The organism is Prevotella sp. MA2016, from assembly GCF_000619825.1.
Lineage (GTDB): Bacteria > Bacteroidota > Bacteroidia > Bacteroidales > Bacteroidaceae > Prevotella.
On the sequence record NZ_JHUW01000009.1, the window covers coordinates 298,007 to 315,329 of the forward strand.

Genomic DNA, 17,323 nt, shown 5'->3' on the forward strand with positions numbered 1-17,323 from the left:
GATCATTAGAATGTAACGTTGACACCAACCAGGAAGTTGCGAGTAGCAGGTGTGTTGTAACCAATGATAGGCAGTCTGTGGCTACCAAACTCATAATTTACAGCAGTATTCTCGTTTGACCAAGAGTTTGTCTCAGGATCGAGACCGCTCTCGTTGTTGTATGGCGAGAACAGAACAAATGGGTTCTGAACAGTAGCGTAGAGACGCAGACGGCTGATGCCGAGGTCCTTCACAGCCTTCAGTTTGTCGAAGTTGTAACCCAGTGTGATGGCACGAATCTTCAGGTAGCTAGCATTGAAGTAACCCAGTGTAGAACCGTACTTAGGGTTATCACCGCTCTGGATACCGCCTGGTTTTGGATACTTAGCGCCAGTGTTCTGCTCAGTCCAGTAGTCAACATCGAGGTTGTTACGACGACCAGTCAGCATGTTCAGGTAACCATTTGAAGAGTGGATGGCAGAAATCAGCTTACCGCCAATCTGGAAGGCACCGATAACAGTCAGGTCGAAGTTCTTGTAACCAACAGTAGTGTTGAAACCTCCAACGAGGTCTGGCTCCATATCCATCACCTGCATATCAGCATCGCCGATAGCGCGTGTAGGCATGCCATTAGCATCGTAGTCGCCAGTGTACTTAACCTTGATCATACCCAGATTTCCACCTGGCTCCAGGATGTCGAGGTTAGTCTTTCCGTCAGGACCAGTTACGATATCGCTCTGGTTCCACAGACCCTGATACTCATAGTCATAGATCACGTCGATAGGATGACCAACGAACCAACGGTTACCCTTATCAGGAACAGGATTACCATTCTCATCGAGTGCACCAGTCAGCTTGGTCAGTTTGTTGTGGTTAGCATAGATGTTGACACCAGCCTCCCAGTTCCAACCATTCTTGTTGTCGATGATGATACCATTCAGAGTGAGCTCGAATCCCTTGTTCTCTGTGTTACCGATGTTACCAGTGTAACCGCTTACACCAGATGTATCAGGCAGCTTCACGCCGAGCAGGATATCGTTAGTCTTCTGAGTATAGTACTCGAACGATCCAGACAGACGACCATTGAACAGAGAGAAGTCAACACCGAAGTTCCAAGTCTTAGAGTACTCCCATCCCAGCTCTGGGTTAGGCAGAGAGTTTACATAGTAACCAGCCTTGTAGTTAGTACCGTTACCGAAGTTGTAGTTACGGATACCCAGACCACCAAGAGTAGAGTAAGGATTGATACTCTGGTTAGAAGTCTCACCATAACCTACACGGAGCTTCAAGTTGTCGATCCAAGTGAGGTTCTCCATGAAGTTTTCACGAGCAATGTTCCAACCAGCACTAACTGCAGGATATGTGTGCCACTGATGACCCTTAGCCAGACGTGAAGAAGCGTCAGAACGGAGGGCTACAGAGAGCATATACTTATTATCATAAGAGTACATCACACGACCCATCCAAGAGATGAGACCGCTCTGATTGTAGCCATAACCAGTGAGGTTAGCCTGACCGGTAGCCTTGTCGAGTGCATAGTACTGGAAGTAGTCAGCAGGAATATCCTGTGCTGAAGCACCACTCTGCTCATAAGTGGTCTGCTCAGCTGAGTACATAGCTACAGCGTTGATGTTGTGCTTACCGAATGTGCGATCGTAAGTCAGCATGTTCTCAACAGCCCAGTTACGAGTCTGGTTCTCATATACAGAACCGCTGTTAACAGCATTGGCATCCTTATTATTTACACCTGTACCTGTGAAGCCTCCCTGCTTAGAAGAACGGAAGTTCAGACCTACGTTAATACGATAGGTAAGACCCTCGATCCAAGGGCACTTCAACTCAGCGAACAGCGTGTTGTAAGTACCGATACCCTTGTTCTCGCTCAACCATACGCTCTTATCGCGCTTTACAGTCTCCTTGGTTACAACAATCTGATCATCTGCAGGCAGTGTGTTGTAACGCTTCAGGTTACCATCAGCATCGTATGGGCTTGACAGAGGAGATGAACCCAGCACAGCATACATCTGGTTAACACCAGAGGTCTTGCGATAGCTGTTGTTGGTGCTCAAACCGAAACGGAAGTACTCACCCACCTTCTGGTCGAAGTTACCACGAACAGAGATACGGTCGTAGCCCTCAGTAGGTACTACAGCCTCATCCTTGTAGTAACCAGCGCCGAAGCTGTAGCTACCACCGTTGGTACCACCAGCTACGCTGATATCGTGGTTGTGGCTGATACCAGTCTGATAGTACAGATCCTGCCAGTCGGTATTGGTATTCTCGTTCTCATCGAGTGAGTTCTGATACTTACCAGCATACTGACGGAACTTGTTGAACGTAGGTCCATCCATCATAGGATACTTCTTGAATACCTTCTTGAAGCTTACATATCCATTATATGTAACCTTGGCAGGAGCACCCTGAGCACCCTTAACAGTAGTGATGATGATAACACCGTTAGCACCACGCGAACCATAGATAGCGGTAGCAGAGGCATCCTTCAGGATATCCATAGACTTGATGTCGGCAGGATTGATATCCGACAGCTGACCCATGAATGGGATTCCATCGAGCACGATCAGAGGGTCGTTACTAGCAGTCAGTGAGCGCTGACCACGAATACGAATCTGCATCTCGGCACCAGGCTTAGATGAAGTCTGTGTCATGAGCACACCAGCTACACGACCCTGCAGAGCCTGAGCGGCGTTGGTGGCAGCCACCTGATTCAGTTTCTCACCACCGATGTTGGCTACAGAACCAGTAACAGCCTCGCGGCGCTGTGTACCGTAACCGATAACAACCACCTCGTTAACAACGTGGCCGTCTTCCTTAAGGTTTACTTTTGTGTTGTCGCCGGCTTTGATTTCCTGCGAAACGTAACCTACATAAGATACAACAAGAGTTGCACCTGGTTTAACATTAAGCGTGAAGAAGCCGTTGAAGTCGGTAACTGTACCATTGTTGGTACCCTTCTCCATAACCGTGGCACCAATCAGTGGACCCTGAGAGTCAGACACATAACCGGTGGCCTGCTTCGTTTGCTGAACGGAAGCTACTGCTGCGGTAGCTGCCGAAGCCTGCTGTGCTGGAATCATGCCCAAAAAGCACAATCCTGCAACTAAGGCTGTTTTCTTTGCTTTGAAACTCATACGTTTGGTTTGTTAGTTAATAATTAATTGATAAAAAAAAATCTGCCGCAAAGGTAGGCAGATTCTTTTTACGTGGCTTCCACGTATGTTTCGTTTCATTTCATTTTTGTATCAACCTGGATTTTTAAGGCCTTTTTGCTCCATATAGTCGGTTGGAGACACGCCAAACTGCTTGCGAAATACGGTTGAGAAGTGAGCCAAATTACTAAAGCCAACAGAGTAAGCCACCTGTGTGATATTGATTTTTTGCTCCTCCAGAAGACGTATCGCTTGCTCCAGACGTATGTTTCGGATGAACTCGCTAACGGGCAGACCTGTGAGCTCTTTCATCTTTCGATGCAGCTGGGCACGACTGAGACCAATCTCGTTGGTGAGCATCTCTACATTGAAGTCGCTATCGTCCAGATGATCGTTTACGGCCTTCATGATGCGTTCCATCAGCAACTCGTCGTTGCCCTTGATCTTCTTCTGCTCTACCTTATCCTTCTGTTGCTGCGAACCTGAGTATTTGCCTTTCAGGCGCAGGTTCTTACTTATCAGATTGTTGATGACCATGTGCAACTCGTCCATATCGAATGGTTTTGCCAGGAAGGCATCAGCACCTTTCTCCAATCCTTCCAGACGATTGGCCACAGCAGCCTTAGAGGTTAGCATCACCACTGGAATATGATTGATGTTCATATTGGTCTTGATCATACGCAGCAGCGTGAAGCCGTCCATCACAGGCATCATCACATCACTTATCACCACATCAAACTGCTTGTCGGGCTCGGCTCCAAGCAGGGCATGCATGGCAGCACCACCGCTGGTAACGGCAGTAATATGATAATAGCTTCCCAACTCCTGTGAGATGTATGCGCCTATCTCCTCGTCGTCGTCAACTATCAGCACGCGATAGCGGGTCTGGGCTTTAGGACGGTTTGGCTTCTCTGTCTGTTCCACAACCATCATCTCCTCCTTTTTCAGATGGTCGGCTCCTAATGGCAGATGCACGGTAAAAACGCTGCCCTGTCCATCAGTACGATTGGCAGCCACAACAGTACCATGATGCATCTCAACCACCATCTTACACAGATTCAGTCCGATGCCGGTGCCCTCAATATGCATGCTGCGCGAACTGGCTCCCTGATAGAAGCGATCGAAGAGTTTGCGGGGGTCGCCCTTAATACCCATGCCATTGTCGATAACCTGCAGCACGGCCTTATCACCATCCTGAGCCACCTTTACTTCTATTTCACCATTGTCGAAAGTATATTTAAAGGCATTCGACAGCAGATTGTCAACCACCTTGTCGATGGCCTTACGATCAAACCACACTTTGAGCTGATCGAGCGCTGGGGCATAGCGGAAGGCGATGTTACGCTCCTTGGCTGTATATTCATAAGACTTCAGCAGGTTGCCCACATACTGCACCATATCCGTCTCCTGGCATTGCAACTTCATCTGCTGCCTATCGAGTTTTCGGATATCAAGAATCTGGTTTACAAGATTCTGCACGCGCTGCGCGTTGTGCTCTATCGTCTTCAAGTCATTCATCGCCTCAGCATCAAGGTCACGCCTGAGCAGCTTGTGCAGCGGACTCATGATGAGTGTGAGCGGCGAACGGATGTCGTGAGTAGCATTGATCAGGAACTTCATCTTCTCCTCATCCAGCTCCTGTCTGCGCTTGCGTACGTAGCTCCAAACCAATGTGCCGATAATCAGCAATGCTATACATATATATAATAGGTATGCCCACGACGATTTGTACCAAGGGGCATGCACGATGATGTGATACACCTCGGTATCGGTATAGATACCATTATCGTAGGCTCTCACTTCGAGGATATAGGATCCTGCCTGCATGTGGGTGAACGACACCACATTACGACCGGCATCCGTCTGCCCCCAATCGCGATTGCCATTCAGGCGATATTCATAAATCACATTCTCGGCATTGGCAAAGTTGAGCGATGAGAACTCAAGCGAGAAGGTATTGTCGATGAAATCGAGCTCTATATGCTTGGTGCTTGGGCGCGCTGTACCTCCCACATAGATGCCAGTAAGCAGCACCTTACCGATATCGGTATTCTGCAGCTGCAGGTCGGATGGATTGAAGGATGTGATACCATCGCTGAAGCCGAACCAGACTCTGCCATCAATCGTACGCATGGCAACGCCGCTGACATACTCACGACTAGCCAATCCGTTGCCATAAAGATAGCCCACAAACTGCTTATCTACGTGCTTATACTGCCAGATACCCATCGTGGTACTAAACCAGAGGTCGCCTGTCAAGTCCTCGATGATACCACCAACAATCTTGTTGCTCAGCACCTTTGCCTCGGGGAAAGGCTTGGCAGTCTTCTCTTTGGCATCATAGACATATAAGCCTGTATAGGTGCCAAACAGTATCTGATGATCATGGGTTTCGCAAACCGACTCTACGGCATTATAGTCGAGCAGTACTTCCCATCCGTGCGGGTGGAAATGGTCTTCTACAGGGTCGTAGCAGTTGACACCTGAGGCTGTACAGATCCATAGCAGGCCCTTGCTGTCGAGCATGAGTTTTCTGATCCAGTCATTATGCAGTCGGCCCTTCGGTCCGTTTTTATCATACATGCTGAAACGGCGCAGCTCTTCAGTCTGCGTGTTGTACATAAAGAGACCTTGCGAGTAAACAGAGAAGAAGAGTTTTCCCTTGCCATCGTCGATGATAGCGTTGACGAAACCACTCTTGAATGTAGATTTCAGCTGATATTTCCCTGTATTCGGGTCGTAGGCATAAAGTCCGGCGTTAGTACCAATCCAGAATCGGCCCCAGCTATCACGGTATATCAGATAGGTGCCCTCAGGCGATGCGGGATGCGCTACCACACGCCCCAGCGCATCAAAGCCGAAGATACCATTATTCTGCACGGCACACCAGGTCATACCATTATCACCCGTACAGATAGAGGTGAGCGATCCACCTGTTGTGATGTGCTGATCAACGAACTTCCATGAGCGGAAAGGCGACTGGTGCTGCGGAATGAGCAGCAATCCGCGATTCTGACATCCCACCCAGAGGTTTTCCTGATTATCCTCGAACAGCGTCCAGATGGTGGCTGTATTCAGGTCGATAGAGGCATTCTGATACACGTAGCGCTGCATCTGTTTCTCGCCACGAGGCACCCACCACAGACCGTTACCCATGGTGCCAATAAACAAGTTGCCCTTCTTATCACACTTAGCTGTGCGCAGCAGCAGGTCTTTACCACGCATCTCGCCTGGATCGATGAAATCGTTCATCAGCTGTCCATCACGATAGTAGAGCAGTCCGTGGTTGCAAACGATGAGCACGCCGCCCTCGTAGCCTACGAAGCCTGTCACCATACCATAAGGCGACTGAAACTCTTCTATCTTGCCCTTAGGCGAACGACGGATGATGGAATTGCCATGACCCGACTTCCAGAAATAGCCCTTTTCATCGATAAAGATATAGCTGAAGTAGTTGATGTCGGCTTTGGCATAGCCTTCCACCTTCTGCGATGCGTTGGTACGGGTATCTACTCTGAAGAGTCCGTAGCCAGCAGTACCAATGAGCAGGTGATTGGCATCTTCCTGAATGATGGCGTTGATACGCGGCACACTGGTGGCACCCTTCATCTCAACGGACACAAACTGGTTTGTGGCAGGATCATAGCGATCCAAGCCCAACTGCGTGCCCACCCAGAGTGTTCCGTTGGCATCAGAGAACAGCTGGGAGATGACGTTGCTGCTTACAGAATTACTATTACCGTTTTCATGCAGATAGTTAGTAAAACGGTAGCCATCATACTTATTCAGTCCAAACTCTGTGCCTATCCAGATGTAGCCATCCTTATCCTGACAAATCTGGGTGATCTGGTTGCTCGACAATTTCTCAGATGTGTAGAAATGCGACTGACCAGAGGCAAGGATTGTGACAGTTGATAAAAAAATAATAAGTAGTAGTTTACGACACATGGTTATTGGGATATTACGTGTTACAAATAGTAAATACTTTCGGGGCCCATATTGAATAGCAGGTCGAGCACCGATAGATTGGGCAGAAAACCGTGCTTAGAGGCATAAACCTGATAGTAAGGCTTTGCAGTAAACAGATCATCTGGAACAGGATGCTTGGGATTGATGGCTGCGCGGAGGTCGGTCTGTGCTTCAGGCTCGGCCACGAAATCCGTAGTAAGCTCCACCTGCGGCTGGATGTCGATGAGTTCGCACATTTTCTCTCGTATGGCCTCATTGAAGTCAAGCAGATACTGCCATCGCTGCTCAAAAAATGGACGTATGTCGTCCTGATAATACTCGAAGAAAGGCGATTCGCCATAAGCGCTCTGCAGGGCCATCCAGTGCAGATGTCGCCAGTTGCCATGATCGCTGATGCGAATATCCTTGATTGTTGGTGCCGAGGTGATGCGCTCTACTGGTACGGTTAGCGCCTGCACCCCGTTTGTGGTGGCTATCATACAGCGGTTGCGATAGGTTTGCTTCTGAAAGCTCTCCCACTGTTCTATCATTACATGGTCAGCCCGATGCAGTTTTTGATACCACTGCACCGGGCCGAAATAGGTTGTACTGAGCAAAACCTGCATGGTTCTACCTTATTTAATATTGTCAACAATGTTGCCGATACGGTTCCAGCGTATGCCGGCGAATCCTCTACGATCGGGATCGCTGCTCCACCAGATGAAGATGGGCTTACCCACGATATGATCCTCGGGCACAAATCCCCAGTAGCGTGAGTCGGCTGAGTTATGACGATTGTCGCCCATCATCCAATAGTAGTCCATCTTAAAGGTGTACTTATTGGTAGCCTCGCCGTTGATATAGATTTTGCCATCGCGCACCTGCAGGTCGTTACCCTCGTAGGCACGGATACAGCGCTCGTACATGGGCAGGTTCTCAAAGGTGAGATTGATAGAGGCACCCTTCTTCGGAATCCAGATAGGTCCGTAGTTATCGCGAGTCCAATGGTAGTTACCGTTCTGTGGATACAGGCTCCATGTTTCGGTATCATAGTGGAAGGCGATACTCTCCAGCAGGTCGGTGCGCTTCTTCAGCGCTTCAACCACACGACCAGTAAGCGGCATATAGCCATTATTGTTGAGCGAAACGAGCTCCTCGCTGGTGATATTCCACTCTTCCAACTCCTCTTCGGTGAAGTGGCGCTTCAGCTTCAGGTCGTAAGTGTACTGCACGTTGTCGGGCTCCTTGTTGGCCTTGCCATCCAGATAAACCACGTGGTCTTTGATCTGGAGTGTCTGTCCGGGCAGACCCACGCAGCGCTTCACGTAGTTCTCACGACGATCGGTAGGACGGGTGTCGATATCTCCAAACTCCTGACGGTTCTGCTTGATAACGTTCTTACCAGCCTCATAGATCTCGCTGAACACCTTCAGGCGTTTTTCGGCCGACAGGGAATCAAGCTCTGGCAGATTGGGATAGCTGGGATAGCCATAGCCGTAACACAGATTATAGTATTCGGTCTGATACTGCAGGGCTGTACAGATAGTGTCGCCAGCAGGATAGTTGAACACCACGATATCGTTGAGCTGCACCTGGCCCAGGCCTTTCACACGGCGGTAGTCCCAATGTGGCCATTCGATATAGCTCTTGCACTCTACCACGGGCAGGGTGTGCTGTGTAAGGGGCATGGTGAGTGGTGTCTGCGGGATGCGCGGACCGTAGCTCACTTTTGATACGAAGAGATAGTCGCCTGTGAGCAGCGATTTCTCGAGCGAGCTTGATGGGATGACGTAGTTCTGGAAGAAGAACTGGTTGATGAAATAGACAGCCACAAGGGCGAACACGAGGGCGTCTATCCACGACATCACAAACTTAACGGGCTTCTCGGCCTCTTTCCACCATTGCCACTTGATTTTCTTGGTGATATACACATCATAGATAAAAGGTATCACCAGCAGTCCCCACCAGCTGCCAACCCAATAGAGGAAGAGCAGATAGAGCGCCAGCGCACCAATAAACTTGGCCCACTGCACCTTGGGGTCGAATTGTTGCTTCTTTACCATTGCTGCTAAGGCTTAGAATTTAAACATATCTGATATGGTGAGCAGTCCCTGATGCTCCTTGGTGTACTCGGCAGCCAGCACAGCACCCAGGGCAAATCCCTTACGACTGTGTGCATCGTGAGTGATGGTAATCAGGTCGGCATCGCTATCATAACGGATGGTGTGGATGCCAGGCACCTCACCACGACGGATATGATCCACGCGCAGATATTTCTTGTCGGTAGTATCTTCCTTCCAAGCCTCCTTGCGATCGATATTGTCAACAATCTCTTCGGCCAGTGTGATGGCAGTTCCGCTGGGATGGTCGAGTTTGTGCACGTGGTGTGTCTCCTCCATCTCCACATCATACTGTGGGAACTGGTTCATAATCTTGGCCAGATAACGGTTTACAGCCGAGAAGATGGCCACACCGATAGAGAAGTTGGATGCCCAGAAGAGTGTTTTACCCTCCTCGTTGCAAGCCTTGCGCACTTCGTCGCCATGCTCGGTCATCCATCCGGTTGAGCCACTCACCACTTTCACGCCCTTAGCCCACGCCTTCAGGTAGTTGCCATAGGCAGCCTGTGGGGCAGTAAACTCGATGGCCACATCGGCCGATGCGAACTCAGGTGAATCGAAATCCTGCTGATTATCGATGTCGATAATACTTACAATCTCATGACCACGGTCGCGGGCTATCTGCTCGATCATCTTGCCCATCTTGCCGTAGCCGATTAAAGCTATTTTCATAATTAATTCGAATTAAAACGCCGCAAAGATACTACTTTTTAGCCAACAATCACCCATTTTCAACAGAAAATAACTAAAAAATTTGCTGATATTAAAATAAAGTCATACTTTTGCACCCTCGAAGAGAGTATAGAATTCTATTTCAGGAAATGAGAAAATCTATTTTTGACTTACTAGAACGTAAGGGAAAGCAGCCGATCAGCATGCTGACGGCTTACGACTATCATACAGCCTGCACCATGGATGAGGCTGGAATCGACATGATACTGGTTGGCGATTCGCTTGGCAACGTGATGCTGGGTTATGAGAATACACTCGCTGTGACTGTAGAGGATATGATTCATCATGGCGCCGCAGTGGTGCGTGGTGCCAAGCAGGCTATGGTTGTGATCGACATGCCGTTTATGTCGTACCAGGCATCGGTAGAGGATGCTGTGCGCAATGCAGGCCGCATTATGAAGGAGACAAACTGCCAGGCCGTGAAGCTTGAGGGCGGTGCCGAATATGCCGACCGCATCAGAGCCATCGTGAATGCCGGCATCCCCGTAGTGGCTCATATCGGCCTCACCCCTCAGTCGGTTAACGCGCTGGGTGGATTCAAGGTTCAGGGCAAATCGCTCGAACAGGCTCAGAAACTGCTGGCTGATGCCAAAGCTGTGGAAGAGGCTGGCGCGTTTGCCATCACGCTGGAGTGCGTGCCTGCCGAACTGGCCAAGTTGGTGACAGAGCGCAGCGGAGCGCTCACTATCGGCATTGGCGGTGGTAATGGTTGCGACGGTCAGGTGCTGGTTTATCAGGACATGCTGGGCTACACCAATGGTTTCACACCCAAGTTCGTGAAGAAGTATGCCGACCTGCACAGCGTGATGCTCGAGGCCTTTAAGCAGTATAAGCACGATGTAGAGACGCGCGAATTCCCATCTAAAGAACAAACATTTGCTATCAACGAAGAGGTGATAGAAAAACTATATTGAGATATGAAAGTTGTAAAGACAGTAAAGGAGGTAAGAGAGATTGTAGCTGGTTGGCGTAAAGAGGGCCTGAGCGTAGGACTGGTGCCTACGATGGGATTCCTGCATGAGGGTCATCAGAGCCTGATTAGCAAGTCGGCCAGTCAGAACGACCGTACGGTGGTTTCTGTATTCGTTAACCCCATCCAGTTTGGTCCTAACGAGGATCTGGAGGCTTATCCACGCGACTTGAACCGCGACATGCAGAAGGTGGAAGAGGCAGGTGGCAACCTGATTTTCAACCCCGAGCCTGCCGAGATGTATCCTGGCCACTTTACATCATTCATCGACACCACCGAGACAACCGAGCTGCTTTGTGGTGCTGTGCGCCCTGTTCACTTCCGTGGTGTTTGCACCGTGGTGGGCAAACTGTTCAACATCGTTTGTCCTGATCGTGCTTACTTCGGACAGAAGGATGCCCAGCAGCTGGCTACCGTGAAGCGTTTTGTGCGCGACCTGAACTTCCCCGTGGAGATTGTGCCCTGCCCTATCGTTCGCGAGGACGACGGACTGGCCAAATCGAGCCGTAACACCTACCTGAATGCTGACGAGCGCCAGGCAGCGCTGATTCTTTCTAAGAGTTTGAAGCTGGGAAAGCAGGCTATCGAGGCTGGTGAGCGCGATGCTCAGAAGGTGATCGACATCATCCGCCAGAACCTGCAGACAGAGCCTATGGCACGCATCGACTATGTAGAGGTGGTGGACTTTGAGAATATCCAGCGCACAGCTCGTATCGAAGGTGAGGTGCTGGTGGCTATCGCTGTGTATATCGGTAAGACCCGACTGATTGATAACTTCATCGTAAATATTTAAGCTTGGCATGGATATAACACTACTGAAGGCAAAGATTCATCGTGCCGTGGTGACTCAGGCCGATCTTGACTATGTGGGCAGTATCACTATCGACTCCGACTTGCTGCGCGAGAGTGGCATCATGGAGTATGAAAAGGTGGAAATTGCCGACATCGACAACGGCAACCGCTTTGCCACCTATACCATCGCTGGCGAGGCTGGCTCGGGCATTATCTGCCTGAACGGTGCTGCCGCCAAATGTGTGAACGTGGGCGACAAAGTGATTATCATGGCCTACGCACAGATGACGCCAGAGGAGGCTCGAGAGCACAAGCCTACCGTGCTGTTTGTGGATGAGCACAACAAGGTGGTTCGCAAGGCTAACTACGAGAAGCACGGACTGCTGAAAGAGCAAGAGTGAACTGAGAACTGAGAGGTTATGTTAAAGGGAAAGACGATTGTACTGGGCGTTACGGGCGGAATTGCTGCCTATAAGAGCGCCAATCTGGCTTCGATGCTGATTAAACTGCATGCTGATGTGCATGTGATTATGACGCAGAACGCCACTAAGTTTATCACGCCCATGACGTTCGAGACGCTTACCAACAATAAGTGCATCGTGGATACCTTCGACCGCAATTTCTCGTTCGACGTGAAACACGTGTCGCTGGCCAAGCGTGGCGACTTGTTTGTGGTGGCTCCCTGCACGGCTAATGTCATCGGCAAACTGGCTCACGGCATCTGCGACGATATGCTCACCACCACCATGCTGGCCACACGGGCTCCTAAACTCATCGCTCCGGCTATGAATACCGGCATGTGGGAAAACCCTATCCTGCAGGATAATCTGACGAAGCTGCAGGGCTACGGCTATCACATCATCAGCCCCATCGTGGGCCGACTGGCTTGCGGCGATACGGGCACGGGTAAAATGCAGTCGGAAGAGGTGATCGTGGAGCATATCCTCAGTTATATGGCCAAGGAGAAGGACCTGCAGGGCAAGCGCTATCTGATTACTGCCGGCCCCACTCAGGAGGCTATCGACCCCGTGCGCTATATCACCAACCACTCATCGGGCAAGATGGGCTACGCCATCGCAAAGATGGCCCGCCTGCGTGGCGCTCAGGTCACGCTGGTGTCAGGCCCCGTGGGCATCAAGCCTTTCGAGGGTGTAGAGGTGGTGCCTGTGGTGAGTGCCAAGGAGATGTTCGAGGCCACCACGAGTCGCAGCAGCGAGGCTGATGTCATCATCATGTGCAGCGCTGTGGCCGACTACACACCCGCCGTTTATGCCGACCAAAAGGTGAAAAAGCACGACGGCGAAATGACAATTGAACTCAAACGAACACAAGATATCTTAGGTTGGTTGGGCGAACATAAGCCCACCAACCAAACTCTGGTGGGATTCTCGATGGAAACAGAGAATCTGATTGAGAACTCGCGCGCCAAATTGCTGAAAAAGCATGCCGACCTGATTTGCGCCAACTCGATAGCTGGCGGCAACACGGGCTTTGCTGTTGACACCAACAAGGTGACGCTGATTGGCCCTGAGGCGGTGAAAGAGCTGCCGCTGTGCTCGAAAGAAGAGACGGCCAACCTGATTATCGACCATATCCAAACCCTCTGTTAACCGTATGCATATACTCATAGATATCGGCAATTCAACCGTTGTAGTGGCGCTGGCTGATGCGCAGGGCAACATTGCCCACACGTGGCGTTTCAAGACCAAGAAGGAGGAAACGGCCAGTTTTTATCGCTACGAACTGCGCCAAGGTCTGCGCAAGTATGGTGTTGAAGCGGATGATATCCAGAATATCACTATTTCGTCGGTTGTTCCTGAGGTGAACGACGATATGGCCCAGGCCGTGAGCGACCTGACGGGCTTGCAGCCTCATTTCTTCTCGATTGCTGATGCTGAGAGTATCATCAAAATTGATGTAGAGTCGCCTGCCCAGTTGGGTAAGGACCGCTTGGCCGACGCCATCGGTGCTGCCTGCTGCTATGGTGTGCCCGCCATCGTCATCGACTTTGGCACAGCCACCACTATCGGCGTTATCGACGAAAACCGGGTGTTCCGCGGTGGCATCATCATCCCCGGCGTTAAAACCTCGATGAACGCCCTGAGCGCCCGTGCCTCGCAGCTGCCCGCCATCACCATCGAGAAGCCGCAGCATCTGATAGGTCGCAACACCCTCGAGTGCATGCAGAGCGGCATTGTGAACGGCACAGCAGCCATGATCGACGGTCTTATCGACCAACTGCTGCCCACCCTAAACGGCGAGCCCCACATCATTGCCACTGGCGGCATGTCGCGCACCATCGCCCAGCATTGCCACCACCAAATCATCATCGACCCCTACCTCCTCTTCAAAGGCCTCTTCCAGGCCAAATAACTTAAATCTTGTTAATATTCTAAAGTTTTAGAGTAAAATATTTGTTTGTTCTAAAAACTTAGAGTACATTTGCCAACAGTAATTCTAAAAACTTAGAATATGAAAGAAAAGAAACAATTGACTAAGGCTGAAACGCAAGTGATGAACATACTCTGGTCGTTGCCAGAGAGTAAGGGTTATTCGGCTGAGATTATGGAGAAATTCCCTGAGCCCAAGCCTGCTCTTACCACGCTGCTCACATTCCTGAAGATACTTAAGGAGAAAGGCTTTGTGAGCTCAGAAAAGATAGGAAAAGCCCAGCTTTTCAGCACCACCATCAGCAAGGAAGATTACACACGCGCCTATATGAAAGAGGTGAAGAATACATTCTTTGGTGGCTCGTTCGCCTCGCTCGTTTCGTTCTTTGCCAAGGATGAGCAGCTGAGCGACGATGAGGTTAGTGAGATTATGGAAATCATAAAGAATCGCAAGTAATGACTGAATTTCTGACCTACGACCTGAAGGTAGCCGTATTGATAGCGGTATTCTATTTCTGCTATCGTCTGCTGATGGAGCGCGAAACGTTTCACAGACTTAACCGTATCGTGCTGTTATCGTCCATCGCACTCTCGCTCGTTCTGCCCCTTTGTGTCATCACTTTCCATGAAACGGTAGAGGTAGAACAAACGACAGCAACGTCTAATCCTAACCCACAATCGCCCATTACGGATATGTCAGCCGTAACAGCCGCAGATAGCGTGCAGATGGCTCCTGTTGATCAGTCAGCCGTTATCTTTGCCATCTTTATGATTGGTGTACTTTGTAGATTGTTCTTTATAGCCAACAGTTATCGGCTTTTGCACCGAATTATTAGTGATAGTGAGCAACATACGTTGGAGGATGATGTGACGCTGGCAGTTGTCGACCTGCCTGTTGCACCGTTCTCGTGGATGCGTACCATCGTGTTAAGCCGGATTGACTACGATGAGCGCAACCCTTCGATACTTGCCCACGAGCGTGGACATATCCGCCTGCATCACAGCTGGGATATCGTCTTCGTCGAAATGCTTACGGCCCTGCAATGGTTCAATCCTGTGGTATGGCTCCTGCGTCGCGACCTGCGAACCGTCCATGAGTACGAAGCCGATGCATCCGTCCTCTCGTCAGACTCAGACGTGAGTCAATACATTCAACTACTGATGCGGAAGGCGATGGGTACAAAGGCCAGTATCCTAGCCAACGGCATCAACAACAGCACCATTAAAAAACGAATTTTCATGATGTTAAAACATAAGTCAAACAGGCGAGCATGGCTCAAAGCCCTTTATATCGCCCCCATAGTAGCAGTATCGTTGGTAGCAACGGCAAAGACGGTGACTGAGTTTAAGCCCAAAACTACCAATCCTGTTACGCCCGCCGCTGTCTCGAACGACACTATAAACAAAAGTAACACGCTTGTATGGATTCTTACCCAAGAGCAGTTAAAGAAAGCCAAGACAATAACTCCAGGTGCACCTGGCTCTATCAGTATCAGCGCGGCTATACACGACAATGGCATCGCCATCGATAAGAACAACTCTTTTTTCTATCAGATCCGTGTACCAAAGGGTTGCTGGATAGAAGACGACGAAGATTCTTGGATTGAAGTTAGCTGGGAAAGATTCTTATTCGCTGGCAAGACCACCAAGATACAGCTCGATGGTGTACCTTTCGATGAGAATAGCGCACCCAAATTGCATTATTCTGTCCTCAAGAAAATCGAAAACCACCGCAAAGGCAATGTCAACGTGGTAAATCTGATTACCAAGCCCGTATCCATTCCATCGGGTATAAAGAATAACGCGTCAAAAAAATAACCCCAATCATTACCATGCTTACCCCCTCGCCCGCTGAAGGTTACTCTCTCTCTCCATCAGCAGCGAGGGGCTTAAAATTACACATTTTTGTAGGAATCTCAAAGTTTTTTCGCAGAAATTATGTAGAAATCTCAAAATGTTGACACCAGAAGAGCAATAACCAGCAAAATTTGTCTTTCACAATGAAGTATACAGACTTTGAAAACATTATATCAGCCGACCGCATGAGAAAATATCTCGTGGCCTGCAATAACGATACACGTAGGGCAATGACCCTCTATCGCCATAATCTTAAGCTCTCACAAGAGATGTTTACAATGATTAGCTGTTTCGAGGTAGCACTTCGTAACAGAATCGACATGGAGATGAAACAACATTGGGGTAACGACTGGTTGCGAGATTTTATTATGCCAGGTGGTCCTTTTGCTACTGACGGAAGAGCTGATGGTACAAGGAAAATTATTAAAAAGGCGTATGATGATTTGATGCGCAGCAATACTTATAGTCATTCTAAATTGCTTTCTAAAATGGAATTTGGCATTTGGAAATACATGTTTAATAATGTACAATATAGGTTGGGAGGTAGGTATCTGCTGAAAATTTTTCCCAATAAACCTCGCACTACAAAAAATAACAAGTTTGATAATTCTACAATCTTCTTAGAGTTGGATTATATAAACAATGTTCGTAATAGAATTGCTCACCATGAGCCAATTTGTTTTGGATGTCCGATTTGTATTGATACAACCTATGTTCTACGTAATTATGCCCGCATATTTACCTTGTTTGGTTGGATGGGGATAGATGCACCGCGATTGTTATACGGACTTGATCATGTTGGTGAAGAATGTGGCAAAATCATGTGTGTGTAACGTTCAGAATGTTAATTATTTAGGTAAAATAGAAGAAAAATTGCAAAATATTTGGAGTGTATTAATTAAATTCTTATCTTTGCACCGTTCAGTCCTGGTAGTCCCTGAAGTTTTTCAAACTATCAGGTGTTTTTTTGCTCAAAATTTCACCCTGCCCGTTTTTACAACATACTCAGTACAACGCCAAGTTGCGGGTATACTAAAAATGCCCCGCGTCGTCGTGAAGTGCACCCCGAAAGTTAGACAAAAAACTTTCGGGGTGTATTATGTTAAAGAAAAAGCAAAAGAGGCAAAGCCTATCAGACTATCTCCGTTATATGCATATGCTAGAGGAAGGATATAGTTTCAGGTATATCAGTAACCATTACGGTTCTGATGAGAAATTTCTAAAAGTATTATGGCAAAGATATCAAGAATTAGGTATAGATGGTCTCAAGAAAAGAAGTTATTTTCGCTCTACTCCGGAAATAAAGAGGCAAATAGTTCTTGATATTGAGAAAAATCATTTACCTTTGCACGCAGCTTCGATAAAATA

Annotated in this window: 14 protein-coding genes; 9 read left to right on the forward strand and 5 right to left on the reverse strand. The window is 48.9% G+C overall.

What is annotated here, in order from left to right:
- Positions 1 to 5: 5 nt before the first annotated feature.
- The 5 genes from T360_RS0107355 to dapB form a co-directional block, all read right to left on the reverse strand.
- The gene (locus T360_RS0107355; RefSeq protein ID WP_369793500.1) at positions 6 to 3,074 is read right to left on the reverse strand and encodes a SusC/RagA family TonB-linked outer membrane protein; all 3,069 of its coding nucleotides are present in this window, start codon (positions 3,072 to 3,074) and stop codon (positions 6 to 8) included.
- Between the two features lie 165 nt (positions 3,075 to 3,239).
- Positions 3,240 to 7,094, reverse strand: coding sequence for a two-component regulator propeller domain-containing protein (locus tag T360_RS0107360; protein WP_028912209.1), 3,855 nt, complete (start codon positions 7,092 to 7,094; stop codon positions 3,240 to 3,242).
- 20 nt (positions 7,095 to 7,114) lie between these two features.
- Positions 7,115 to 7,720 carry a WbqC family protein gene (locus T360_RS0107365; protein WP_028912210.1) on the reverse strand — a complete coding sequence of 202 codons (606 nt, stop codon included), beginning with the start codon at positions 7,718 to 7,720 and terminating at the stop codon, positions 7,115 to 7,117.
- 9 nt (positions 7,721 to 7,729) lie between these two features.
- Positions 7,730 to 9,157 (reverse strand): signal peptidase I, encoded by a 1,428-nt coding sequence (gene lepB / locus T360_RS0107370; protein WP_028912211.1) that lies wholly within the window; start codon positions 9,155 to 9,157, stop codon positions 7,730 to 7,732.
- A gap of 12 nt (positions 9,158 to 9,169) precedes the next feature.
- Positions 9,170 to 9,886 (reverse strand): 4-hydroxy-tetrahydrodipicolinate reductase, encoded by a 717-nt coding sequence (gene dapB / locus T360_RS0107375; RefSeq protein WP_028912212.1) that lies wholly within the window; start codon positions 9,884 to 9,886, stop codon positions 9,170 to 9,172.
- Between the two features lie 149 nt (positions 9,887 to 10,035).
- On the opposite strand from dapB, the gene panB reads away from it, so the two are divergent.
- The 9 genes from panB to T360_RS16520 form a co-directional block, all read left to right on the forward strand.
- A complete protein-coding gene (panB, locus tag T360_RS0107380; protein WP_028912213.1) occupies positions 10,036 to 10,860 on the forward strand; it encodes a 3-methyl-2-oxobutanoate hydroxymethyltransferase in 825 nt (274 codons plus the stop codon).
- A gap of 3 nt (positions 10,861 to 10,863) precedes the next feature.
- Entirely contained in the window at positions 10,864 to 11,709 is an 846-nt protein-coding gene (panC, locus tag T360_RS0107385) for a pantoate--beta-alanine ligase (protein WP_028902820.1), read from the forward strand.
- A 7-nt stretch (positions 11,710 to 11,716) separates the two neighbouring features.
- On the forward strand, positions 11,717 to 12,109 hold the full coding sequence (gene panD, locus T360_RS0107390) for an aspartate 1-decarboxylase (protein WP_028912214.1): 393 nt from the start codon (positions 11,717 to 11,719) through the stop codon (positions 12,107 to 12,109).
- Between the two features lie 18 nt (positions 12,110 to 12,127).
- Positions 12,128 to 13,318 carry a bifunctional phosphopantothenoylcysteine decarboxylase/phosphopantothenate--cysteine ligase CoaBC gene (gene coaBC / locus T360_RS0107395; protein ID WP_028912215.1) on the forward strand — a complete coding sequence of 397 codons (1,191 nt, stop codon included), beginning with the start codon at positions 12,128 to 12,130 and terminating at the stop codon, positions 13,316 to 13,318.
- A 4-nt stretch (positions 13,319 to 13,322) separates the two neighbouring features.
- The gene (locus tag T360_RS0107400; protein WP_028912216.1) at positions 13,323 to 14,081 is read left to right on the forward strand and encodes a type III pantothenate kinase; all 759 of its coding nucleotides are present in this window, start codon (positions 13,323 to 13,325) and stop codon (positions 14,079 to 14,081) included.
- 99 nt (positions 14,082 to 14,180) lie between these two features.
- Entirely contained in the window at positions 14,181 to 14,555 is a 375-nt protein-coding gene (locus T360_RS0107405) for a BlaI/MecI/CopY family transcriptional regulator (RefSeq protein WP_013063443.1), read from the forward strand.
- Entirely contained in the window at positions 14,555 to 15,916 is a 1,362-nt protein-coding gene (locus tag T360_RS15750; RefSeq protein ID WP_051523458.1) for a M56 family metallopeptidase, read from the forward strand. Before T360_RS0107405 ends, T360_RS15750 begins: the two co-directional genes overlap by 1 nt.
- 182 nt (positions 15,917 to 16,098) lie before the next feature.
- Positions 16,099 to 16,788 (forward strand): Abi family protein, encoded by a 690-nt coding sequence (locus tag T360_RS0107415; RefSeq protein ID WP_028912217.1) that lies wholly within the window; start codon positions 16,099 to 16,101, stop codon positions 16,786 to 16,788.
- Positions 16,789 to 17,054: 266 nt separating this feature from the next.
- Positions 17,055 to 17,323: helix-turn-helix domain-containing protein (locus T360_RS16520; protein ID WP_028912218.1), on the forward strand; the 269-nt coding region annotated here is incomplete at its 3' end.